Raw genomic sequence first — 20,742 nt, 5'->3', positions numbered from 1 at the left:
CCCACTCCTGGGCTGTACTCCGACACCGTGAGTGAGCTCGTCGCGAGCATCTGCAATCACAACGAAAACTAGCCCCCACATCCCTGAAGGATCACGAAACGGTTACACCACTCCACGGGACTTGACCCGCGCCGGTTGCGGGTGCAGCGCCCTCTGGACGATCTCTAGTTGGTCTGGCCGAAGGTCTGAGCGGTGTTCCCGGAGCGGCTTCATCGTGCCGTTCTGCAGACGAGACACGTAGTCGAACTCGTCGCCCGTCCATGGGTAGGGGGAAACGCCGCTCAGGGCGGTGTATAGAAGGATGCCGACCTGGAACACGTCGGACATCTTCATCGGGCCACCGCTGTAGCTGTTGAGATGCTCCGGGGTGAGGAAGCCTGGCGTCCCCGGCTGGCCCGCCACGGTAAGACCCGACCGCAGGGTGTGGCGCGCGAACCCGAAGTCCAGCACCTTGTAGGTGCCGTCGCTCAGGCGACGAACGTTGTTGGCGCTCAGGTCGCGGTGAATGACGGATTTCTCGTGCCCGGCTGCCAGGCCGTTGGCAACCTGCACGCCCATGGATTTCGCGCCGTCCCAAGACCATGGGCTACCGGTCAGCAGGTTCCCGAGGTCGTCACCGTCGAGGTACTCCTCGATCCATGCGGCCCCTCGCACTGGCGTGCCCAGCTCCACAAGATCGGATTCGACCTTCACCACGTTGGGGTTGTCGATGCTGGCCAGAAGCTGCACCTCGCGCTCGGCTCGCTTCAGGGTTTCGTCAGTGGTGAATTCGAGCGCTACGACCTTCAGCACGCAGGACGTTCCGTTGCGCGAAACGCGGCGTACGGCTTTCTGGCCACCGGCAGCTCCTATCGGCCCCTCATCGGTCAACCCGAGTTCGGTGATCGCTTCCCCAACCAGAGCATCATCTGCGACAGTCATGGCTTGAACTTATCGATACAGCCGTATGGAAGCGTCCCGTACCCGAGGGCGGCGTGTCGCGGCGAAATGCGTCGCCAGATCCTCGCCAGGAATGAGGAGCACGGGCTCGCACGACTTCTCCCCGGATACGCGCGGAAGTGGCTGAGCCGAAAGGACCGATCTGCCTTCGACATCGAGATTGACGACGTCCGACTGCAGTGGAACAGCACCGACAAGGACCGACGTCGGTGAACGAGGTCGGATCCATCCACACGGTGCAGGGTTACGACCTGAACTACGCGGGCGTGATCATCGGTCCCGACCTTCGGTTCGATACGGTGAGCGGACGGCTTTTCGTCGATCGCGCGTCGTGTCACGACACCAAAGGCAAGGAGAACAACAAGCAGCTCGGCGTCGTTTACTCCGACGACGACTTGCTGACGTTCATCCGCAACATCTACGGCGTCCTCCTCACGCGTGGGGTCCTCGGAACGTACATCTACGTCTGCGTCCCTGCCCTGCGCGAGTATCTGAGCGCGCACATGCCTGTCAGCGAGTGACCGGGCGGTCGTCTCTCACTCGCATGTCTCAAACACATACGCCGGATCGTCCGACGTGACGAGGTCCCGATCCCGCAGGACGACGGATGTCGGTGTCTCCGGGTCGGCGCAGACCTCGTCCCACTGGCGGGGGAGGTTGTCGGTGTACTCGATGGCGAGGACATGATCGCCGTAGACCTCGGTGTAGGCGGAGCACTCGTCGTAGGCCGCGCACTCCTCGACGACGGCGAAGTCGAAGCCGGCGCGCGAGTGGAGGAGCGAAGCATCCTCGGCGGCGTTCTTCTGCCCAGCCGCGAGTCCGACATCGTGCGCGGTATCGACGAGCAGGGTCGCGAGGTCGAGCGCATCATCGCGGGTGAGAGCGCCGTCGGTGCGGGTGTAAGTGTCGAGGTTGTCGAATTCGACGGCGTCGAACCCGTCGGACGCGCAGTCGCGGATCCACGGCCCGACGATCTTCGCGATCTCGTCCGCCTGGCGGGTGTCGAGGATGACCTCGTCCGGCCAGTCCGGGTCGATGACCGGCTCGCCATCGTCGTCGCGGAGCAGGAGGTCGTCGGGCCAGGCATCGAGCTCGCCCGGCTGCGTCTGGAACCCGTTGACGTAACAGACGGAGTAGAGGTCGTCGACGGATGCCGCGGCTCGGTCGCGGACCACGATCTCGACGCCGTCGGGCAGGTCGTAGGCGCCGCCGAGCTGGTAGTCGAGGTGGCCTCCGGTGGATGGCAGGTGCGGTCCGGCAGGAGGGTCGTGCGGCGGCGGCGACTGGCCGGCGCATCCAGTGAGCAGCCCCGCGGTCACGGCGAGCAGAAGAAGCGTGCGCCGGACGGTCATGTCGCGAACCTACCCGACGCCGGGGGATCGGTAGACTCGACGGGCCAGCCTCTGTAGCTCAATGGAAGAGCAGTTCCGTCCTAAGGAAACGGTTGGGGGTTCGAGTCCCTCCAGGGGCACCATAGAACGCTTACTCGAAACAAGAGCCCAATCCATCGGGTCGAGTAGGTCTTCTACGGTTCCACTGCTATTCGCGTCCGCGCTGTCCAGCGTCGGGCGCGTTTCGTTTTCTGTGACCATGAGAGTTGCCCAGTGGCGCTGGGCTTCCACCAGCAGGCGCGCGGGTTCCGAAAGCTCGGCCTCGACGCGATCAGCGTCAATCACCCAGATGTGGGCGAAGATCGTTTGATTGAGCATTCGTCGCATCTCGTTGCTGGCCTTCACATATAGCTCGTACGGGTTTGCGAGCAGCTTCAGCCAACCTCGAATGAACTCGGCTCCTGCGCCGAGATCATCATTGATGGTCGTGAGGCGGGCGTCGATTTCCGCCCGGTCACGTTCGATTGTGCGAATGCGCTCGCGTGCCTTGGATGACGCGAGGCCACCTTCCGCCACGAGGTCGATGAGGTTGTCAGCCTGCACCGACAGCCGGTTGAGCTGATTGGTCAGCTGTTTGCGCAGCAGCCGCTGGGCGTTCTCTTGATCGCCGAGCGCATCATCGATGCTTCGCTCGACGGCCGCGATGAACTCGGGCTGCAGTCGGACGGTGCGGTAGTGCTCGATGACGGCATCTTCGACGGCGTCGAATGGAAGGTGCCGAGACTCGCAACGGTCGTCCTGTCGAGCACGGCAGAAGAAGTAGAAGTAGTCCTGTCCGCTTCGGCCGATAGTGCGCTGCACGATCATGCGGCTGTCGCTCACGCCGCGCTCAACGCGGCATTCGCCGCACCAGAGACTGCCCTTGAGGTAGTGCGCATAGAGGCGCTTTCGTTCGCCCGCACGTCCGGTCGTCTCCAACATCGTTTGGACCTTGTCGAACACTGCGCGGTCGATCAGGGCGGGGTGTCGCCCTTCGTACCGTTCGCCCTTATAGACGACTTCGCCGAGGTAGTAGCGGTCGCGGAGGAGGCGGGACATTTTCGACGTTGACACCGGCCCTGCGGGGCGATGCGCGGTTGGACGTGTTGTGAGGCCACGGTCGGTGAGCTCATCGACGATCTCGTCCATCGTGTGCTCACCCGAGGCATAGAGGTCGAACGCGAGCTTGATGAACGGGGCTCGCTCTTCGTCGATCCCGACTGCGCGGATCTCGCGCCCGTCGACCCGATCGATGGTGTTGAGGTATCCGATGGGGGCTCGCCCGATCGTCCCGCCACTCTTTGCCTTCTGCGCCATCTTGTACGAGATGTCCGCGCCGTCCTCTCGGGAGCGGTACTCGTTGAAGGCGGACAGGATGCCGTGCATGAGCTGCCCAACAGGCGTGGCGTCAATTTGCTCCGTGGCGGAGATGAGCTCGACGCCGCGCTTCTGGAGGTCGGCCATGACGACGGCGTCATCGATACGGTTGCGGGCGAACCGGGAGAGCTTGTAGACGATGACGTAGTCAACGTCGCGGTCGCGGCGAATGCGTTCGAGCATCTGCTGGAAGGCAATTCGCTTGGTCATCTCGGTGGCGGATCGCCCGGGTTCGATGTACTCGGACACGATAGAGACGCCGAGCTGTTCGGCCTTGCGCTGACAGGCAACGCGCTGGGCAGGAATGGAGATGCCTTCGGGGTCGTAGTCGGTGTTCACCTGGCCCTTGGAGCTCACACGCAGGTAGACAACCGCGCGGCTCCCGGGCGGTGCGTCCACTGCGTCGAGTAGGTGGGTGGTTTCGGTGTCGGCCACGCTCGGATCGTCGCTACTCGTGGCGACGACGGGTGTGAGTGGTGGTGGCGCTGCGGTGAATGCGGGCGGCGCCGCTGTGGTTTCGTTGCTCATGGTGGGCCCTCCCTCGGTTAGGTCCTCCGGATTAACCCTCTTCTGCCCTGTGAAGTCCAGTCCTTCAGCGGCTTCCACGGCGGACTCAGCGGCTTCGACCGGGGTTGGGCGGGTGATGTAGTTTTCACGTCGCTCATCACTTGATGAAGGCATGTATGTGGCCTTCCTGCTCGACGAGGTCGTAGATGTCGCGCAGCCGGTCCATCAGGGGTGCGAAGTTCCAGTCAAGCGCGTCGAAGTCGACACCGTGGTCGATGCACCAGTCCGCGAGGCTGTTCTCCCAGTCCTCGAGTGGACTGAGCGCGCGTAGCGCGGCTTCCTCGTTCTCGTAGGTGCCGGCGAACGCTTCGTGGAAGCTCTCCATGAGATCGGGGGTTCCCGCGCTCACATCGGGCAGCGCGAGGAAGGCTTGGAGCGCCAAGTCTTCGCGCAACCGGAGGTCGCGGAGGAGTTCGATCAGGCCGTCTTCCTTGCCGCTGTCCCAGCTGGCCGGGATGTTGACGAGGTAGCGGTCGTCACCGACGCGGATGCTGGTGCGGACGAGAAGCTGTTCGAGCTTGGGTGGCAGGTGCTCGTTCATGAAGCGTCGCCCTGTGCCGGTGTTCTCGCGCTGGACGAGGTAGGTCCCGAACCAGTCGATCATCTCCTTGGTGACCGCGTCGGCACGTTCGTCGCCATAGAGGTTGAGGTACTCGTCGCGCAGCGTCAGGTATTGCCCTTCGCCGGTGCGGCCGAAGTCAGCGAGGGCGGACTCGCGGCCGTAGGCGCGGCCGAGGACATGGGCGATGCAGCGGGCCGTACCGTCATCGATCTCGCTCTCGTCAGCGAGTGCCTGCGCGATTCCATTCGCGATCGGCTCGATGAAGCGACCGGCTGCGACTTCGAGGCGTCGCCAGTCTGGTGATCCTCGTTCGGGTGCTTCGCGGATGTCAGGGGTGAGGTGGGGTTCGTGCTCGTTCATGATCGTCCTCCGGCGTGGAGCAGGATGTAGCGGCCAAGGGCGTCGACCCAGACCTCTTGCTCGAACGGCACGCGGAGCCGGTTCAGCTCCTTGAGAGCGGCCTCTGCGGCAAGCGTGCTGGTGGCGGCGAACTGGCCGAGTGCGGTGTCGGTGCCGTGGTGGACGCTGGCGGCGATAAGCCGCGCGAGCGTTCCGCTGCGGGCTTCGGGGTCGATGGCGAGTCCGAGTTCGATGAGTTCGCGGGCGCGGTCGGTCTGATCGGGTGCAGTGCTCGCGGTGGTGGTTGATGAGTTCATGTCTTCCTCCTTTCGGTTAGGTAGTGACGGTCGCCGGATACGGGGCAAGCTGACGGTTCATGGACTCCGGCGTGGTGATCCAGAACAGCTCGGATGTGAGGTGACGGTCGGCGGCGATCGCGTCGCGGATCTTCGTGGCGCGGATCGGGTCGGGCACGATCCAGACGACGGCCGGGAACAGTCCGCGGTCGTGCTGCTCGGTCCCGGTGCCGTGGTAGCGCTGGTAGGTGCGGCACTTGCGCAGCACCGCTGGTAGATGTTCAGTGCCGAGGTCGACTTCGACGAACGAGTGGGTCTCGGTTTCCGGGTCGGCGGTGACGACCAGCAGGTCCGGCTTGAGTGTGATCGGCGCTGCGCTGCCGCTCACGAACGTTCGCCAGCAGGTCGGCTCCAGGTCGAGTTCCAGTAGTTCGAAACGGCCGGCGTTTGCCCGCTCGATGAGCGCGACGGCCGTGTCGGCGACCGCGAGCATGTGGCTCATGAAGGTGCGTCCCGGTTCCTCGTAGCGGCGGCGCTTCGGATCGCCGCGGCGGGCACGCAGGAACCGGTCGCCGGCCGCGCCGACCTGCCAGACGGTCAGCGCGGAGCCGTGCTTGATGCCACCGATGCGCCGTTGCAGTCGGGCGATAACGCCGAGCTCCTCGAGCCGGTTCAGTACTCGGGTAGTGCCGCGGGTGGCGCTGCTGGCGGTGACATGCGGGCCAAGCGGGGTGACCGGGAAGTGCAGCCGTTGGAGTTGCCGGGTGGTCAGGAGCCGGAACCGTTCGACGTCCTCAAGCATGCGGATGTCGCGGTCCGATAGCTGTTCTTCGAGCCGCCGCACACGGTGGGCGCTCATGGCCGCCCCCTGACGGGTAGCGGTCGAGGATCCCCTGCAACGCAGGGGGAGTCCCAGCCGGAAGCCTGGGCAAAGGGCCGGAACAGGGGCGGACGAGCGGCAGGCTGGTCGTGGTGAAGCGAACAGCGACCGGAACGCCGAGCGGAACACTCCCTCCAGATGACGGCGCTCATGGTCGCCTCGCCTTCTGGTGCGAACGAGCCGCAGTCGCTGGCTGGGGCGCCCCGCTCTCGGGTGGCGTTGTGACGGGAGGCTCGCCGCCGTAGCGGCGGCGGCTGTCCTCACGGAGTGCTGCGCTTGCTCCCGTGTCCGGGAGGGGCGGCAGGGCGAGAGCGGAGCACCATCCGGCCGGTGTGCCACCTGCGACGAGGCGGGGGTAGACGTGGTGTTTGTCGAGCGCTTGGAAGTCCTCCGGGGTGAGCTGCGGGGCGAGCTTGGCGAGGTCGCGGGCGTCGTCCGGGTCGAGCGCGAAGCAGATCTTGGAGCGGGCGTTGACGTCGAGCGCGGAGCGCAGTTTGTCGGGTAGCTGCTTTCGGTACTGGTGCGCGAGGTGCCAAGCGACGCCGTAGGAGCGAGAGGTGGCCAACACGTCGTCGATCGGTGTCGGCAGGTGCAGGTAGTTCTGCACCTCGTCGATGAACACCATCCCGGGGCGCTTCATCGGCTCCTTCTCCCGGGCGCGCTCCAGCGTCGCCATCCACAGCTCGGCGACGACGAGACTGCCGAGAAGCCGAGAGGCGCCGGTCCCGAGCAGGGCGTCGTTGAGTGGCACCAGCACGACCTTGCGGTCGCGGAAGATGTCCCGTAGCCGGAAGCGCGGACGGGACTGCCCGAGCACCGCGACGAGGGGCTTGCGCAGCACGATTTTGCGGAGCTTGTTCAGCGGCGAAGCAATGGCCGCGGCGCGCTGGGCGGGGCGCATGGCGTCGAACTCGTCCCAGAACGCCGCCAGGGTCGGGTCGTCCCGGACGGCGGTCGCGATGGGGCGTCGGAAGCCGTCATCGGTGAAGACGCGGGGTAGGTCGATGAGCGTGTAGGGATCGTCGCGCCGCTGCCCTGCCCGGGCGAGCGAGAGCAGTGCGCCTTGGATGAGGTATTCGGTGCGCGGTCCCCAGCTGTCGTGGAAGACGGCGGCGAGGGCGGCGAGGATGCCGTCGACGACGATGTCGGGGTCGCGGTCGCCGACGTCCAGCGGGTTGAACCCGACGGGCGCTTCGCAGTCGGTGGCATCGAGCACCACGATCCGCCCTGCCGCGTCCTTCGGCGCGGTAGCGAGGATCCGCTCGACCAGTTGCTCTTTCGGCTCAATGACGCAGCAGGCGCGCCCGGCCGCGATATCGGACAGGATCAGGTGCTCCAGCAGCGTCGACTTACCGGATCCGGTCGGGCCGAGCACGACCATGTGCTGCAACCGAGCAAGCGGGTCGATGCCAACCGGCCGCTCCGGGCCGGGAGCGGTGCCGATGGCGAACACCGACTCGGTGCGGGAGACGATCTCCGGTACGGGCAGGAGCTTGGGGTGCGCGCTGGGCACGCCCGGGTAGCTGCGGTCGCCGAGCGGCCACCCCAGCAGCGGCGTCAGTTCGCTAGCGTTCAGGCGGAGCTTCCACCCGGTCCCAGTCGTCCCAGCCAGCCACCGCGCTGTGGTATCGCGGACCAGTGACAGCCGGACGCCAGGGCTCTCCATCGGCTGCAGGGTGCCGAACAGCTCCCAGGTCAGAGCGCGGCGGCGCTTGGCGGTGTCGGCGGTGACCCCGATGCGCAGGGTGGTGTCGAAGCGGGCCTGCGAGGAGTGCTCGGACAGGCGGCCGCGCACGTCGGCGGGTGCGGGCCGGATGCCATCGAGCAGCCGCAGTGGGATCGGCTGCAGCGGGTCGGGCGTGGGCTGTCGGACGGTCGCCGGGCGATGTGTCATGCCGAGAATCAGTTGCATGGCCACAACTTCGTCGCCTCGACGTGCTGCCAGTGCGTCGTAGAGGGTGGCGACCTGCTCCTCCGGGTCCGCGGTGGCCAGCGGGAACCCTGTGGGGCGGGCGATGACGCGGCTGACAGCGGCGACGTGCGGCCGTGTGGCGGCCTCGAACCCGACGTCGGGGACGACGGCCCGAAGGAGCCGCTTCAGGCGCTGCACCGCCGTCTTCGCGCAGCCGAACATCGCCGCGACCCCGTCCGAGTCAGCGGCGAGCTCGAAGACGATCGGGCGTGGCACGTCGCTGCTCGACAGCCGGGTGAGCAGGATCCCGACCGTTGTCGCGCTGAGTCGCGGCAGGTACAGGCGGGTGAAGACCATTTGCTCAGGCATCGCCGACCTCCTCCCCCTCGGCCAGCGAGCCGGCAGCACGGGCTGTGTTCTCTGCCTGGGCTTCGGCTTCCAGCCGGGCCTGTTCCAGACCTGCGCTGGTGATGATGCGGGCGATCTGTTCGGGACGCAGATCGCGGTTGACGTCCGAGAACACCCAGACGCGGCGTTCCGAGGACTTGCGATAGCGGCGACGGCCGCGAGTGTGTCGGGTCATGAGACAACCTCCTTCCCGCTGGCGCCCATGAAGGGCTGATTGGTTCGCGTCACGGTCGCGGAAGGACGTTGGAATCGCTCATAGCCATAAGCCGGATGAGCACAATGGCGCCTATTACGAACTCGAACGCTCGATTTGTCAAGCGTTTTGGAGCGCCGTTGTCTATTCCACAACGACTCGACAGAGGTGAACGTGCTCATGCTTAGAACCGCCGCCCCCACCAGTAGCGGTACAGGGCCACGCCGACACACAAGACGAGGACGATCACGCTTATTAGCACGATCCAGCCCCAGAACTGCGCGAGCAACTCCAAAGCCAGCCATAGGGCGACGATGCCGCCGAGGATGAGCAGGCAGGCGCGGAAGAAGCGCAGCGGCGTCGGCGTGGGGGTGTCGTCGGGCATCAGTCATCACCAGCCCCTCCATCTGCGCCGGCCGGGGTGAAGTCGCTCGGCACCGGATACCCGGGGATAGTGATGTCGGAGTCGATCTCGTTCCCCCACACCGACCAGTCCGCGTGGCTGTTCGGACGCTGCCGCGCGAACAGCTCGAGGTACGGGCCGTCGAGGACGCGCTCGATCAGGGGGATCATTTCTTCGGGCTTCTGGCTGTGCGCCTGCCGTGGGAAGAGCAGTGTCGAGCGCTGGCCGCGGAACTTGAACGGTGCCCGGCCGCGCACGCCGTGCAGCAGGATCTCGTGGGAGCCGCGGAAGTAGTTCCCGAGGCCCATGTAGTACTTGTCCCAGACGGCGTTCGTCTTATAGGTGAAGCCCCATGCCTTCATAACCTCCAGTGCTCCGGGCAGTGCGGCATTGGTCGTCCACAGCAGCAGCGTCGCGTTCTCGGCGGCGAGCTCGGCGACCGGCATCTGCTTGACGCGGTCTAAGGTCATCAGGTCGTAGTGGTTGATGGCGCCGCGGGCGCCGGCCTGGGCGATGTCCCAGGGCGGGTCGGCGTAGATGACGGCGTACTTCTTGTGCGGGGACGCTGCTGCGGCGCCCGGGTTCTGGTTGGTCATGTCAAGGAACTCCTTTCTCCAGCCCGCAGCGAAGAGTGCGAGCGATGGCGAGGACTGGTTATGCGCGTTCGAAATCGAGTCGTCAATATTCCGGTCGCTGTCGTTGCGAAAACCACAACGACCGGGACGCTGACGGGCAGTTGGTGCGGCGACGCGGACGCGGGTGGTCGTCGTCCGCGCCGCCGCGGTTCAGCTCACGAGTCCGACTGCTCGTTCGGCGTGCGCCCCGAGGCGAGGAAGGACTCGCGGATGAGCGCTTTGCGCGCCTCGTGCGCTTCCATGCCGAGCACGTCGGCCAGCTGGAGCACGGTGCGGCGCAGCTCGTCCTGCTTGCGATCGAGCTCGGCCTCGATACGCGCTCGACGGCGCTCGCCGAAGGAGCTCCGGACGGCGACCACCAGGTCGTGCGCCCACTGGATCGTCCCGGCCGACACGTTGACCATGCGGTCGAAGGCGCCCTGGGTCGTGGCGGTCATCACTGCCACCGCCGGATCGCTGCCGAGGCGCCCAGCGTGTAGCTGTCGACGATCTCGCGGTAGCGAGCCTCGCCGAGCGGTGCGACCGTGATGAGGTGCTGCTCGAGGGCGGTCAGAGCGCCGACGTGCTCGAGCGCGGTATGCGTCACGAACGCGCGGCCGTCCTCAGTGAGCTTGGCGACGATGGCGCGGGACTGCACCCGCTCCACCTCGCGACGGGTCTGCCGCTGGATACCCAGCGACAACGAAGAGAGCCCCTGCGGGCTCATGGCGCTCCCCGTGGTGGGGAGCAGTTCGGATGCGGTCATCTTCTGCCTCCTGGAGGTTGCTCCCTGCGGATGGGGAGTTCGTACTTCTAGGCTCAGGCGCGGTGTTCGTCGTGTCTTTGGCGCAAAATTGGCAACATGGCAGAGCTCGCCGATCCAGTGCGTGACGAACTGATTCGCGAGCTGCGGCTGTTTCGGCGGGGGCAGGGGGAGCCGACCGTCACCCGAATGACCGGGCTGTTCTACCTCGTCGAAGCGCTCGGCGATGGAATCCCCGAGCGCGCGTTCGATGAACTGATGCGCCTCTACGAACAGCACGGCACCAACCCGGACACGTCCGTCGGCGCGTTCTTCTACCTGTCAGGCACGGGCGTGGGGTTGGGGTCCGTGGATCAGCGGCGCACCCAGTACGTGAGCGAACATTTCGCCGCAGACGTCTCGACGCCGTGGCGCCGCTCTGAGCGCGGCATCAAGGAGCTTGTGACGCTCATCCGCGACCGCGACGAGCACGCTCGCCCCTGGGCGTTCGTATCCGTCTTCCAGTCCGGCAACGCGTTCCAGCCGGTCCTCGACTTCAATCTGCGCAAGGAGGCGTGGGAACCTCCCGTCGTTGAGATCGACGGCGAGCCCGTCGCGTTCGACTTCACCGTCCGACCTCACCCCACGCTGCCCGACTTCGTCCATCGCCGCGTCGTGCTCCCCGAATCATCCCTCAACATCGACGTCGGGTTCGCCGAGCGCATGGCCGTCGTTCGAGTCGGCTGGAGCATGCCGGTATGGCCCGTCTGGAGCGTCTTTGCCTGGACCGCCGATCCGCGCATCGCCGTTCATCTGCGCACCTTCCGCGAGCGCGCTGTTGAGGTGTCGCTGCAGTGGTGGCGACATACGCCTCCAGGCGACGTCGCCGGCCTTGTTACTGACGGCGCCATCTGGGCGGAGCGACGCGACCCGAACACGATGAACCTCCCAGAGGGCTGGGAGGTTCGCTAGGAGGGCAGTTCAAGCATGCCGATGGCCTTGCCGACTACGTACTCGATCTCGGGGTGGTTCCTGCTCAGGGAAACGTATCCAGTAGCCGCGACGACATGGCATTTGCTCGGATCGATGGGCGCAAGCCCCTGCGCGAAGTAGGCGAAACCAAGGCGACGAGCGAGTCGCTCTCGGGCTTTTTCAGCGTCGGCGTTGACAGGTCCGCCTCCCCCAGGCGTGTACAGCCCTCCGTCTTCAGTGACGGCGAACCGCGCGCCGTCGACGTAAGGGAGTACCCAGACCTTGCGTCCAGGTTTCGGCCGATTGAAGAAGCTATCTCCGCCGGTCACTTCGAGCTGTGGCTTCGGGCCGTGCGCGGCAAGGTACTCCGCGGCGCTCCTGCCAACAGCGATGATCTTCGCGGCAGCCACTTCCTCGTCCCGTCGAGCCTTCGCCGCCGCCTGGACGCGTTTACGGTTGATCTCCTCCGCGGTCGCCCGGCCGGCGGCGATGCTATCTTCAAGCCCCATGTCGCAACGATATTGCAGCGGTTGAACCTCTGCTATCTGTGGGCGTTAGCCGACCTGCGGCGTCGGATCGACGCGCGGGGTGAGCACGGAGACCCCTCTGCGTTCCAATCGAAGAGGGTTCTCGACTTCCTGGCTTCGTCTACTGCGGGGTGAGGAACCGGGCGAGCACGTCAGCCTTGTACTGCGCCCCGTAGTCGGAGTCGTGGACTTTGTCGCCATGCCAGAGCCCGAGGGTGTTCGGGGTATTCGCGGGGTAGCGCGTCCGGAAATCGACGACCACAGCGTTGGGGGTGGCCGCTGCCACCTCGTCTACGACCGCCATGTAGGCGTCGTACGAGTCCGGCGCGGGGGTGGCGTCGAACGGCTCCGCCCACTTGAGGAAGAGAACGGTCGGCGGCTTCGTGACGTTCGCGCGTGCGTTGGTAACGACGGTCTGCAGGTTCGTCTTGAAGGTCGGGAGAGCGACCGGGGCGAAGAACTCGTTGTATCCGAACTCGATGCCGATGAGGGCGGGCTGGATGTGGGTGAGCGCCCGGTAGGGTCCGGTGCCCATCACATCGCTAGCCTTCGCTGACCCCTTGCCCGCTTCGTAGAGGTGGATGCCTTTGCTCTCGTCACCGTTGTACGGGTAGATCCCGTCGACGTCGACCTGACCGCTGCCCCATGTCACGCGGATGGTGTGTGATCCGGCGGCGAGTCCGCGGATCGGCAGCATAGCGCCGGTCCCGGTAGCCGCGGGGACGGGGAGCGTCTGATCGGCACCGCCGTCGACCTGGTAGGTGGCGGTGGAAGACGCGACGGACCGGGAGTTGTAATACAGGTCGCAGCCCGTGCCGTCGAATGTGAACTGGATGAAATCCCCGGAAGAGTCGAGCTCCAGGGTGCGGTTCCCGAGTCCTGCACCGGCTGCGACGAGCGGAGCTCCGCCGTAGGTGACGCCGGTCGGCGTGATGCGCCCGTTCTCCTGCACGCCTCCTCCGTTGAAGGTCTGGTAGAACGCGGGGATGTAGCCCTTCGATCCGACCGGGGGCGAGAGCAGCGGGTTGCGGGCGCGGAGGAGCTGAGCGAGGCGATCGACCCAGCGGTTCGCGCGAGCCGTGACGCCGAGACCTCCGGACTGCACGGGACCGCCCTCTGTTATTGACGTACCGACGAAGACGGCGTTGCACTTCTCGAACTCACGACGCGCGAGCGCGGCGTACCAAGGCATCATCGCCGCCGTGAAGGCGGGAGACAGCGTGTCGGCCCCGGGCGCGGTGCGCGCAACGTACGTGGCAGGCACCTCTGCAATGGCCTCTTCGATCGGCTCGATGGCCTCAGCCAACGTGTCATTTAGTGCCGCTTCGCTTAGCCGCTCTGGGACCTGGGTTTCGGGGAGCTTGGCGTTGGCGTCGAGGGTCGCGACGCCATCGGCGGCGCCAGCTCCAGCGAGCTTGGCGTTCGTGACAGAGTCGTCGGCGAGCTTGCTCGTGGTAATAGAACCATCAGCGATGGTGGTTTCTGCGTTGAGCTTGGTCTGAACGGCGCTCGACAGCTTCGCTTCCGCGATAGCCCCATCGGCGATGGCGGCGTTCGTTACGGACTGGCTCTTCAGCTGCGGTGCACCAACGGTGTCGTTCTTGAGGGAGCCGTCGTCGTTGTGGCTCTGCGAGAGGTAGTCATTGAGGATGTCACCCCAGTTTCCTTGATCTCCTCCAACCTTCGGTAGTCGTGCCATTCATTAGTTCTCCTGCTTACGTTTGACGATGGTTCGGACGGTCAGGGCGCCGGTGACAAGGGCGAGCACTATGGCCGCACTCGATCCCCAGAACAGAACGGGTTGCTCTGTTGCCGCCTGCGCGACTACCTGGAAGCCAGTGTTTGGCGGCAGCACATCTCGATTCTCAGCCTCAGCACTGTAGAGCTCGCTTCCGTACGAAGAACCCCCGTACACACGCTGTGCGTCGGCGGGATTGGCCTGGAACATCGCGGTAGCGAAGATCAGTGCAATTCCAACAAGTCCCGCAAAGAACGCGCGGTGCAGCGCGCCAAGCGAACTGAGTCCACCGCGCCGGCTACTCACCGAACGCGCGGCCTCCGTATGCGCCGGCCTTCGGCTTGGCTGGCGACGACTTCGGCTGGGCTGCCGTGAGCGCCTTCACTACGCCGCTGATGCCGACTGCAGCGAGCAGAATGACTCCGCAGGCCTTCAAAAACTCTGCGCGATTCATCTCGGCGCTGAGTGCTTGATCGATGTTGTCCCCGATGCTCCTCATGTGTCGTGCGTCCTATTTACGCGCCTGACTATGAAGCACGAGCGCGATCCTGGCAAGAGGTGTGCTGACGTACTTTCCACAACACTTGCTGTGGAGAACTGCTCGCTAGCCGAGGACGGGGGTTCCGGTCGGCCTTCGTGCGTTCGCGATAGGTCGCCGCCCGTGTCCGTTCGCATCGATAGCCTCGAATTGTGGTCGACACGAAGCAGACGAAGACGATTGGCGAGCATCACGTTGCCGCCGAGCTGGCTCGGCGCGGCTGGGCACCGGCATTAACCCGCGATGGACTCGAGCGCACCGACATCCTTGCCGTGCTCGCAGAGGGCGCTGTGCGGCGCCTCGTCGAGGTTCAGGTCAAGGCCGCACGCGGCGCGAAGATGGACTCGATTAGCTGGCCGCTCGGCTCGAAGTCGCAGGCACCGAGTCTCCATGAGCGTGAGTACTTCGTCATGGTCGCGATTCCTCATGACCTTCACGACCATCCCCGCAGCTTCATCGTGCCCCGCATCCACGTTGCGGCAGCAGCATGGATCGAACACATGAACTGGCTCACTCATCCCGACGCGCTCCCCGGAAAGCGCAACGCGCCGGTCGAGCGCTCCCGGGTACTCCTTCGCACGTTCGCCAAGTACGAAGACCGTTGGGACCTCCTCGAAGTTGACCAGAGCGCCGCCCCGGTTCTGCTGCCCTCGAGCTTCCGAGACCTTGCGCTTTCCGACCGTGTCGGGCTACCTCCCGCGCACGAATGGCGAGAGGTGCTTCCGCAGTGGTGAACGACATCGAAGACCCTTGGTACACCGAACTACGCGACCAGTATCAGCCTGAGCACGTGCGACTGCTCCTGATCGGCGAGAGCGCGCCGACCGATCACGGCGGCACTCGGCCGCGGAATTTCTTCTACGCCGATCATCTCGGCTACGACAACCTCTACCGCGGCGTCGTCGAAGCGCTGTACGACCTTCGCGGGCTGCAGAAGCGCTCGCACGATAAGCGCCCGTGGCTGCGGCGAATCAAGGACGACGGTATCTTCCTGATCGACCTGGTCCCGTACCCGGTCAATGACATCCGGGGCAGGAAGCAGCGTAAGGCGATTCTTCGTGAGAACGTCGCTGGGTGCATCGAGCGTGCCGCCGCCCTGGACCCGGACGGCATCATTCTCTGCAGCAGCGATGTCTTCGATGCGCTCGCGCTGCCGCTGCGCGAAGCTGGGCTGCCATTGCTTCATGCCCGCGCTCTGAGCTTTCCGCTCGGGAATGTGCGTGATCAATTCGTCGCAGGGTTCCGCGAGGCCTATGCCGGCCTGGAAGGACGCTAGGCGCCATGCTCGCGTCGCTGTGGGGTATGTAGCGGAATTGACAACGCTCACGATCGGAAGATTGACCTCGCGAACAGGCGGTGCATAATCGGCCTCGCTCCTCGTCGGCGTGCGGCGTAGATGATCCCAACCGGGGATCGTCCGTCGCTTCCGATGAGGAGATTCACCATGAGTGAGAACACCCCTGCCGACGTGCCGGCCTCGGCGCTCGGTCCGCTGCGGACGCTCGCCGTTCGCATCACCGACGGCCTGCGGGCGCAACTGGACGTCCTTGCCCAGCTCAACGACCGCACCGTCACCGAAGAGATCCGCCTCGCCCTCGAGTCCTGGGTCGAGACCAGCAAGTCCGACCCGAAGGTGCTCGAGCGTGCCGAGACGGTGCGCGCTGAGATCGAGCGCGAAGCCAAGACCAAGCAGAGCGCGATCGAGGCCATCTTCGGCGGCACCAGCGGTGGCAAGACGCCGCGCCGATCATCGGGCTCCGCCTGACCGCAGTTCGGCATGCGGGGAGCTCCGGCTGTTCGGGATTGAGCGCTTCACCGCGCTCGTCCCGGACAGCCGGTAACCAACCAGCCGTAAGGCCCTCCATCGCTCATCCCTCGTTACTGCCCCGCGGCTTGTCAGAGAACCAAGAGAGTTCTCGGCCGCGACAACAGTAAGGAGGTGGGACGAATGGTGCGCAGCATCGTCATCCCGCACGATCAGACGCTCTCGCCGCGTCTTCGGCATCTCGCCGATCTCAGTGACTTCCACGCGGCCGTTGACGGCTACCTGGAACCGCTCGAAGTCCCCTCGCTCGACGTCACCATCTACATGTGCGAAGCGGCCCGCCGCGATCGGCGACCGCCGAACACGCGGGCGACTGCGCTGTGGTGGTACTACAGCGCTCAACCGACCCTGTGTCCGCTCATCCTCGGCGACATCATCATCAGCGGCAACGGTGAAGGGCTCTCCGCTGAGGGGAACGACGTCCCCGAGCCAGTGGTGCATCAGCTCCTCGGCCCCTGTCGCTACGTCGTGCAGGGCACCCCGCATGGCAACGATTGCTGGCACAACACCTACGCCCGATTCGACAACCTGTTCGACGCGGCGCTCTGGTGCATGCTGTTCAGCGCCACCATGCGGCCGGGACCCCAGTTCCGCATCCTGCGGCAGATCACCGACGGCGAACTTGCCGACGGCGATCTCCTCGGAGGTGAGCGGTCATGGTGAAGGCGCTGATCATCCCATCCGCTGAGCACGAGCCGATCACGGAGTGCGAGGTTGACGGGCTCGAGGAATACCAGGCCGTGGCGGGCGGCTGGATCGAGCCGGTCGGCATCCCGAGGCTGGGCGTGACGGTCTACGTCAACGAGGAGGGCCTACTCCGGCAGTTGCCCTTCAACCCTCGGGCAACGTTCCTCTGGTGGCACTTCGTCCCCGAAGCTCGCCAGACGGCGATGCTCGTCGGATCGGCACTCATCGCCGGGCTGCCTGACCGCAGTGGTGACAGCACCGACGTGCCGGGCGAGGTAGTCGCGATGCTCACCGAGCAGGCCGAGTGGCGGGTCGAAGTGCGTACGGTCGGCGACCCGAAGTGGTATCGCAACCAGATGACGTACTCGGACTACTTCGAGGCGCTCGTCTGGGCAATGGACACCCTCGAACGCTGGAGCCTCGCTGAGGATACTCGCGTCGTTCCCGCGGTGCCTGAAGAGCTCGCGGCACGGGATAGCGCACCATCTGCAGCATAGCTGCGTCAAACAAGGCGGCGATTGCCGGGCGTCGAGAACGACTGAGTTCTCGTCCCGGTGGTCGTCGCCGATTCATATTGAGGCGCCGCGATACCTCGAGACTGCTCAGGCTGAAATGCTCAGGGCTTCACCAAAATGCCTGATTATGGCATAATTTAGACACGACTGCGATCTGGGGTTGAGCTCATCATGCTCCCCGACGCATCGACCTTCGTGGCCATGACCGGCCCGGCATGCTTTGAGCTGCTGTTGGCACGGATACCTTTGTTCACGGGGAAGCACTACTACTTAGGCCAACGTTGGCGCGGAGGAACACAGAATGAGACGGAGCGCAGAGCGCCGCATTCCGAGCGGAGACAACGCTTCTCACTCAGTTTGCCTCCGGGCTGATGCGGCGGCATGGGCGTCCTGATGGAAACTCTCACCGCGTACCAGGCGAAGTACTACGCGCACGAGCTACAACGCTCGTATGCCAATGATCACGTCGGCAAGCTTGCCGGCCTTCTTTTCGACGCGCAGGTCGAGCCGAAGCCGCACCAGATCGACGCTGCGCTGTTTGCGCTGCAGACGCCCTTTCTGCCCGGTGTGATCCTCGCTGACGAGGTCGGGCTCGGTAAGACGATTGAGGCTGGGATCGTCATCACTCAGTACTGGGCAGAGCGCAAGCGAAACATTCTCATCGTCACGCCGTCCAGCCTTCGCCAGCAGTGGAAGCAGGAGTTGTACGAGAAGTTCCTGATCCCGGCGAGCATCCTGGACCCCAAGTCGAAGGACGCACTCCTTGCTCCTGGTCACGGACGCCAGAGCGAGGTGTTGATCTGCTCGTACGAGTTCGCGCAGCGCCACGAACAGTCGCTGCTACGCGGCTGGGACTTGGTCGTCGCTGATGAGGCGCATCGTCTCCGTAACCACTGGACGGGCAAGGGGAAGACGGCGGAGGCGGTGAGCCACATCGTCGGCGGCGCGCACAAGACCGTGCTGCTCACGGCGACGCCTCTACAAAACAAGCTTGAGGAACTCTACGGGCTGGTTTCGGTATTCGACCCGAGCTACTTCTACTCGCTCGACGCTTTCCGGGAGCGCTACGTCAAGGGTCTCGACCTGGGCAACGGCGATGACCTCGCTGAGCGTGTCGCCAGCGTTGCGAAGCGCACGCTTCGACGCGACGCGGACAAGTACATCCACTTCACAAAGCGGATGCCACTGACGGTCGAGTTCACTCCGAGCCCTGATGAGCGGCGCCTCTATGACCTCGTCAACGACTACCTTCAGCGTGACGAGCTGTTCGCCTTCACGGGGAGTCAACGCCACCTGTCGGCGCTCATCATTCGTAAGCGCCTCGGTTCGTCGACCTACGCTGTGGCAAGCACGCTTGAGCGGATTGCGGCCCGCCTTGAGGGTGAGATTCGAGACGGCGTGGTGCGTGACAACAACGGCCGGCGGTGGACAGTCGACTTCGAGGGCGATGACCTCACGGACGAGGAGCAAGAAGAAGTCGAAGAGACCGAGGCGACACAGCGTTCGTTCGGCCCGCGGGCGGGCAGCGACGGCGCAATCCCTCCTGAAGTCATTGAGGCGATGCGCGATGAGGTCGCGGAGTTGCGCGAGTATGCAGCGCTGGCTCGGTCGATCAAGGTCAACGAGAAGGCAGCGAAGCTATCTGACGCTATCGACCGAGGCTTTGAACGGCTGCGCGAGCTGGGTGCCCCCGAAAAGGCGATCATCTTCACTGACTCTACAAAGACCCAGGAGTACATCGCCCAGGCACTCAAGGACGCGGGCAAGGGTGACGGAGTCGTACTCTTCAACGGCTCCAACGACAGTCCCGAGCAGTCCGCGATCTATCGCGACTGGCTTGAGGCAAACAAAGATGGCGACCTCATTACCGGAATCCTGGCCGCCGATCGGCGAAAGGCGCTGGTCGACTACTTCCGCAACCGCGGCACGATCATGATCGCCACCGAAGCCGCAGCTGAAGGTATCAATCTGCAGTTCTGCTCCATGCTCGTCAACTACGACCTGCCATGGAACCCACAGCGGGTGGAGCAGCGCATTGGGCGCGTGCACCGCTTCGGGCAGAAATACGACGTCGTCGTCGCGAATTTCTCCAACAAGGGGAACGTCGCCGAGCAGCGGATCCTGGAGCTCCTGACGAACAAGTTCAAACTCTTCTCCAGCGTCTTCGGCGCCTCAGACGAGGTGCTCGGTGCTATCGAGGACGGCCTCGACTTCGAGAAGCGCATCAGCGACATCCTGAACTCGAGTCGCACGGATGCCCAGATCGACAAGGCGTTCAAGGACCTCGACGAGCAGTACGCAGAGGTCATCTCAACCGAGATGGCGAACGCCAAGGCAAAGGTCTTCGACAACCTCGACCCCCATGTCCAGGACCGATTGAAGGCGTACGACGCCCAGTCCGGCGAGGTGCTCAACAAGTTCGAGCGCCTGTTGCTCGGTGTCACGCGATACGGCCTCAGCGGCTTTGCGACCTTTGAAGGGGACGGACGGACGTTCGTGCTCCACTCTTCGCCCCTCGCGGCGGCGCCGACAGGTCGCTATTACTTCAAGAGCCAGCCGCTGGAGAATGCGCATCAGTATCGCTACGCCAGCCCTCTGGCGCAGCACGTCGTGCGCGCGGCGAAGGCGCGCGACACGCCGCCGCGGGAGCTGACGTTCTCGCTCAGTAGTTCGGAGCGCGTGACGAGCGCCGTGAAGGCCCTCGAAGGCGCCTCTGGTGAGCTGACAATCAACATCGTGACCTACACGATGAAGGCTCGCGATGAGGACGTCTCGGAGAGTTATCTTCTGGCCGGCGCGATCACTGATGTCGGAGGGTGGCTCGATGATGAGTACGCGGCCGACATCCTCGATCTTGCATGTGTGCAGATCGGCGACAACGACGTCGCGATCGACACGTCGCGTTTCGCACCGCACCTCGAAGCGCGTCAATCAGAGCTGGAGAAGGAGGTTCAGGGACGCAACTCCCGCTACTACGACCAGCAGGAAGAGCTGATCTACCGCAACCAGCAAGACCGCAAGGCCGAGCACGAGGGCAAGATCCGCGACTACCGGGCCAAAGAGAAGGAGGCCCGAAAGGCAGCACGCCTGGCCAACGACCCGATGGAGCAGTTGCGGCTCAAGAAGGAAGCCCGGCGCTGGGAGCAGAAAGCCGAGGAAGCTGACGAGGACTTCCGCGACCATCGGCGCAAGCTCCGTGACGAGGCGGACAAGTACCTCGACCTCATCGAGCAGTCCCTCAAGGGCACCCAGAGCATAGAGCACCTGTTCACGATCCGCTGGCGGATCATCGCCTGAACAGCCGCTCTGAAGAACTAACCAAACGTAAGCAGAGAGAA

24 protein-coding genes, 1 tRNA gene and 1 pseudogene are annotated in these 20,742 nt (G+C 64.8%); 10 read left to right on the top strand and 16 right to left on the bottom strand.

Features of this window, described 5'->3' with window-relative positions:
- Positions 1 to 102: 102 nt before the first annotated feature.
- Complete coding sequence (locus NH287_RS01280; RefSeq protein ID WP_253034162.1) at positions 103 to 921, bottom strand: serine/threonine-protein kinase; 819 nt, start codon at positions 919 to 921, stop codon at positions 103 to 105.
- A gap of 227 nt (positions 922 to 1,148) precedes the next feature.
- Here NH287_RS01280 and NH287_RS01275 point away from each other — a divergent pair, with 227 nt between their 5' ends.
- On the top strand, positions 1,149 to 1,460 hold the full coding sequence (locus NH287_RS01275; protein WP_253034161.1) for a DNA/RNA helicase domain-containing protein: 312 nt from the start codon (positions 1,149 to 1,151) through the stop codon (positions 1,458 to 1,460).
- 15 nt (positions 1,461 to 1,475) lie between these two features.
- On the opposite strand, the gene NH287_RS01270 is transcribed toward NH287_RS01275, so the two are convergent.
- Positions 1,476 to 2,291, bottom strand: coding sequence for an endo alpha-1,4 polygalactosaminidase (locus NH287_RS01270; RefSeq protein WP_253034160.1), 816 nt, complete (start codon positions 2,289 to 2,291; stop codon positions 1,476 to 1,478).
- Between the two features lie 47 nt (positions 2,292 to 2,338).
- On the opposite strand from NH287_RS01270, the gene NH287_RS01265 reads away from it, so the two are divergent.
- Positions 2,339 to 2,413 (top strand) — tRNA-Arg (locus NH287_RS01265).
- 517 nt (positions 2,414 to 2,930) lie between these two features.
- Positions 2,931 to 3,380: a hypothetical protein gene (locus NH287_RS01260; RefSeq protein ID WP_253034159.1), complete on the top strand. Its 450-nt coding sequence runs from the start codon at positions 2,931 to 2,933 to the stop codon at positions 3,378 to 3,380.
- Here NH287_RS01260 and NH287_RS15405 read toward each other — a convergent pair.
- From NH287_RS15405 to NH287_RS01210, 10 genes and pseudogenes are all read right to left on the bottom strand, one after another.
- Positions 3,300 to 4,214, bottom strand: a pseudogene (locus NH287_RS15405) (recombinase family protein); the annotation flags it as partial. The gene NH287_RS01260 and the pseudogene NH287_RS15405 overlap by 81 nt on opposite strands.
- A 136-nt stretch (positions 4,215 to 4,350) precedes the next feature.
- Positions 4,351 to 5,175, bottom strand: a complete 825-nt coding sequence (locus NH287_RS01250) for a hypothetical protein (RefSeq protein ID WP_253034157.1) — start codon at positions 5,173 to 5,175, stop codon at positions 4,351 to 4,353.
- Positions 5,172 to 5,471 (bottom strand): hypothetical protein, encoded by a 300-nt coding sequence (locus NH287_RS01245; protein ID WP_253034156.1) that lies wholly within the window; start codon positions 5,469 to 5,471, stop codon positions 5,172 to 5,174. The genes NH287_RS01250 and NH287_RS01245 overlap by 4 nt, the downstream gene beginning before the upstream one ends.
- A gap of 16 nt (positions 5,472 to 5,487) precedes the next feature.
- Positions 5,488 to 6,309, bottom strand: a complete 822-nt coding sequence (locus NH287_RS01240) for a replication-relaxation family protein (RefSeq protein WP_253034155.1) — start codon at positions 6,307 to 6,309, stop codon at positions 5,488 to 5,490.
- Positions 6,310 to 6,478: 169 nt separating this feature from the next.
- Positions 6,479 to 8,611 (bottom strand): hypothetical protein, encoded by a 2,133-nt coding sequence (locus NH287_RS01235; protein ID WP_253034154.1) that lies wholly within the window; start codon positions 8,609 to 8,611, stop codon positions 6,479 to 6,481.
- Positions 8,604 to 8,825 carry a hypothetical protein gene (locus NH287_RS01230; RefSeq protein ID WP_253034153.1) on the bottom strand — a complete coding sequence of 74 codons (222 nt, stop codon included), beginning with the start codon at positions 8,823 to 8,825 and terminating at the stop codon, positions 8,604 to 8,606. The genes NH287_RS01235 and NH287_RS01230 overlap by 8 nt, the downstream gene beginning before the upstream one ends.
- A gap of 202 nt (positions 8,826 to 9,027) precedes the next feature.
- Positions 9,028 to 9,228 (bottom strand): hypothetical protein, encoded by a 201-nt coding sequence (locus NH287_RS01225; protein ID WP_253034152.1) that lies wholly within the window; start codon positions 9,226 to 9,228, stop codon positions 9,028 to 9,030.
- On the bottom strand, positions 9,228 to 9,842 hold the full coding sequence (locus NH287_RS01220) for an MT-A70 family methyltransferase (protein WP_253034151.1): 615 nt from the start codon (positions 9,840 to 9,842) through the stop codon (positions 9,228 to 9,230). Before NH287_RS01220 ends, NH287_RS01225 begins: the two co-directional genes overlap by 1 nt.
- Before the next feature lie 194 nt (positions 9,843 to 10,036).
- Positions 10,037 to 10,318 carry a hypothetical protein gene (locus tag NH287_RS01215; protein WP_253034150.1) on the bottom strand — a complete coding sequence of 94 codons (282 nt, stop codon included), beginning with the start codon at positions 10,316 to 10,318 and terminating at the stop codon, positions 10,037 to 10,039.
- Positions 10,318 to 10,626, bottom strand: a complete 309-nt coding sequence (locus NH287_RS01210; protein ID WP_253034149.1) for a hypothetical protein — start codon at positions 10,624 to 10,626, stop codon at positions 10,318 to 10,320. Before NH287_RS01210 ends, NH287_RS01215 begins: the two co-directional genes overlap by 1 nt.
- Positions 10,627 to 10,722: 96 nt before the next feature.
- Here NH287_RS01210 and NH287_RS01205 point away from each other — a divergent pair, with 96 nt between their 5' ends.
- Entirely contained in the window at positions 10,723 to 11,574 is an 852-nt protein-coding gene (locus tag NH287_RS01205) for a hypothetical protein (protein ID WP_253034148.1), read from the top strand.
- On the opposite strand, the gene NH287_RS01200 is transcribed toward NH287_RS01205, so the two are convergent.
- From NH287_RS01200 to NH287_RS01185, 4 genes are all read right to left on the bottom strand, one after another.
- Positions 11,571 to 12,083, bottom strand: coding sequence for a hypothetical protein (locus tag NH287_RS01200; RefSeq protein ID WP_253034147.1), 513 nt, complete (start codon positions 12,081 to 12,083; stop codon positions 11,571 to 11,573). The genes NH287_RS01205 and NH287_RS01200 overlap by 4 nt on opposite strands.
- Positions 12,084 to 12,222: 139 nt before the next feature.
- Positions 12,223 to 13,800 carry an SGNH/GDSL hydrolase family protein gene (locus NH287_RS01195; protein ID WP_253034146.1) on the bottom strand — a complete coding sequence of 526 codons (1,578 nt, stop codon included), beginning with the start codon at positions 13,798 to 13,800 and terminating at the stop codon, positions 12,223 to 12,225.
- Between the two features lie 3 nt (positions 13,801 to 13,803).
- Positions 13,804 to 14,049, bottom strand: coding sequence for a hypothetical protein (locus NH287_RS01190; RefSeq protein ID WP_253034145.1), 246 nt, complete (start codon positions 14,047 to 14,049; stop codon positions 13,804 to 13,806).
- Between the two features lie 88 nt (positions 14,050 to 14,137).
- Positions 14,138 to 14,338 carry a hypothetical protein gene (locus NH287_RS01185; RefSeq protein ID WP_253034144.1) on the bottom strand — a complete coding sequence of 67 codons (201 nt, stop codon included), beginning with the start codon at positions 14,336 to 14,338 and terminating at the stop codon, positions 14,138 to 14,140.
- A gap of 191 nt (positions 14,339 to 14,529) precedes the next feature.
- Between NH287_RS01185 and NH287_RS01180 the strand changes: the two genes are divergently transcribed.
- From NH287_RS01180 to NH287_RS01155, 6 genes are all read left to right on the top strand, one after another.
- Positions 14,530 to 15,111: a hypothetical protein gene (locus NH287_RS01180; protein ID WP_253034143.1), complete on the top strand. Its 582-nt coding sequence runs from the start codon at positions 14,530 to 14,532 to the stop codon at positions 15,109 to 15,111.
- A complete protein-coding gene (locus tag NH287_RS01175) occupies positions 15,105 to 15,653 on the top strand; it encodes a hypothetical protein (protein ID WP_253034142.1) in 549 nt (182 codons plus the stop codon). Before NH287_RS01180 ends, NH287_RS01175 begins: the two co-directional genes overlap by 7 nt.
- Positions 15,654 to 15,821: 168 nt before the next feature.
- Positions 15,822 to 16,142, top strand: a complete 321-nt coding sequence (locus NH287_RS01170) for a ribbon-helix-helix domain-containing protein (protein WP_253034141.1) — start codon at positions 15,822 to 15,824, stop codon at positions 16,140 to 16,142.
- Positions 16,143 to 16,325: 183 nt separating this feature from the next.
- Complete coding sequence (locus NH287_RS01165) at positions 16,326 to 16,865, top strand: hypothetical protein (RefSeq protein WP_253034140.1); 540 nt, start codon at positions 16,326 to 16,328, stop codon at positions 16,863 to 16,865.
- The gene (locus tag NH287_RS01160) at positions 16,859 to 17,386 is read left to right on the top strand and encodes a DUF3846 domain-containing protein (protein WP_253034139.1); all 528 of its coding nucleotides are present in this window, start codon (positions 16,859 to 16,861) and stop codon (positions 17,384 to 17,386) included. The genes NH287_RS01165 and NH287_RS01160 overlap by 7 nt, the downstream gene beginning before the upstream one ends.
- A gap of 411 nt (positions 17,387 to 17,797) precedes the next feature.
- Complete coding sequence (locus NH287_RS01155) at positions 17,798 to 20,701, top strand: SNF2-related protein (RefSeq protein ID WP_374209350.1); 2,904 nt, start codon at positions 17,798 to 17,800, stop codon at positions 20,699 to 20,701.
- The last annotated feature ends 41 nt before the right edge of the window (positions 20,702 to 20,742 follow it).

Origin of the sequence: Microbacterium sp. CnD16-F (genome assembly GCF_024124465.1) — a bacterium.
GTDB lineage: Bacteria > Actinomycetota > Actinomycetes > Actinomycetales > Microbacteriaceae > Microbacterium > Microbacterium gawkjiense.
Note: the sequence above shows the minus strand (reverse complement) of the source record. Positions and strands in the feature narration are given on the sequence as shown.